Genomic DNA, 1,960 nt, shown 5'->3' on the forward strand with positions numbered 1-1,960 from the left:
TGCTAGATACAATCCTTGCAAATGCACGTCAATGTGTTTTAAAAGTAAAAACAGAAACCGATCAACAGCTTCAGCATCTCCAGCGACTATTAAATGAACTTCAAAAAAATGAAAGCCAACAGCAAATATCCATTACTCAAGTTGAGGTAGAAAAAGCACAGCAAGACGCTAACTTGCAGCTTGGACAAGTTATAAATATTTTGCAAGAACTTAATCAACAAAATATTCCTGCTCAATTACGTATTTTAACTGAACAATATCTCGCAACACAATCAAAGATTTGGGAGCAGCCACAAGAATTTTCAAATCAAGTTCATTCTTGGGAAACTTCCATTAGTCAACTTGAAAACTTAATTTCATTATTAGAACCCTTTGCTGTGTTAGAGATGATAAAAAATTCTCTTCATGAGCATTTATCAAAGCTACAACAAGAAACTGAAACTTCTTTACAGCAGCTTCAAAAATTGCAAATTAGCCTACGCGAAATAGAACAAAAATTACAACCGCAGCCATCAGGAGATTTAATAGAAGAAAGAAGCTGGTGGTTGACAGAATGGCAAACAATGCCGGATAAATTCAAACCAGAAAAATTTGCTAATGACTTGTTTAATATAGAGTTATTACGTAGCATCAATATTAGCTTTGAATCTTGGCAACAGCAACTACAAAAAGATGAAGCTTATCTCAATAAATATCAGAATTTTGTACAAGATTGGATAGAAAAATTAAGACAGCCTAATGAACGCGATCGCGACGATTTAAGGCGTATATATTTAGATAATGCTAACGTCGTCGGTATCACCTGTGTTCAAGCTGCAAATAGAGGTTTTTCAGAAGAATTCAAATCTTTTGATGTCGTCATCATTGATGAGGTTAGTAAGTGTACTCCACCAGAGTTACTAATCCCAGCTTTGAAAGGCAAAAAGTTAGTAATGGTAGGCGATCATCGGCAATTACCACCAATGCTTGATACTAGCACTGTAGAAGAAGTTGCTCAAACAATGGGTAATACAAGAGATGAACTACAATTTTTAGAAGAATCGCTATTTAAAAGCCAGTTTGAATCTGCTGATGAAAGCATCAAACAAATGCTAACTACACAATATCGAATGCATCCATTTATTATGGGAGCAATCAATCAGTTTTATGACGGTAAACTAGAATCTGGTATTTTGGAACCTGACACAAAACGCGCACATCATTTAGCAGACGAAATTATCCAAGAATCTCAGCATCTTATCTGGGTAAAAACGCCTATCGAGAATCAGTTTTTAGAGCAACGAAACGGAACTTCTTACTTTAATACTCAAGAAATTGATGCGATTGAACGTCTGTGTCAGCAGTTCGAGACGACTTGGGCTTCTAAAGTTGCTAATGGTGAACCGAAAAAAGAAATTGCCGTAATTACATTTTATGGCGCTCAATTAAGAAAAATTGATGAACGCCTGCAATCTGAACTTTTCCCTTCATTAGAAATTCGTACTGGTACAGTAGACCGATTTCAAGGGATGGAAAGACCTGTTGTAATTGTTAGTATGGTTCGCAACAATAGCAAAGGAGATGTAGGATTTGCCAAGAAGCCAGAACGGGTAAATGTTGCATTTTCTCGCGCTCAAGAACTACTGATAATTGTAGGTTGTCATAATTTGTTTACCCATCAATCAGGTAAAGTCGGAAGTATGTATTCTGAAGTTTCAAATATTGTCAGTCTTCATGGAGGTTTCGTTGATGTTTCTCGAATCATTTGAAAAGTGATTTTGTTGTTAATTAAAGGCTTAGGTGAGAAAAAGTAATTTTTAAGCTCCTATAAAGAAGTTAAAATTAACAAACTGCCCTCCAAAACTGATTATTTCTCATTTAGAAACAGACTGGAGACTTTTATGACCCCAGCAGCGATCGCTACACCCACAAAAGAATCACCCCTTTTGTTTGAAGGACTGACTTGGAGAGAATTCAAAGC

The 1,960-nt window shown here is 36.0% G+C and carries 1 protein-coding gene; it reads left to right on the top strand.

The window, feature by feature from the left end; all coding sequences use genetic code 11:
• On the top strand, positions 1-1,748 hold a 1,748-nt coding region (locus VE944_RS04200), incomplete at its 5' end, for an AAA domain-containing protein (protein ID WP_324972724.1).
• Positions 1,749-1,960: the final 212 nt, after the last annotated feature.

It is taken from the genome of Nostoc sp., from assembly GCF_035638895.1.
Lineage (GTDB): Bacteria > Cyanobacteriota > Cyanobacteriia > Cyanobacteriales > Nostocaceae > Nostoc.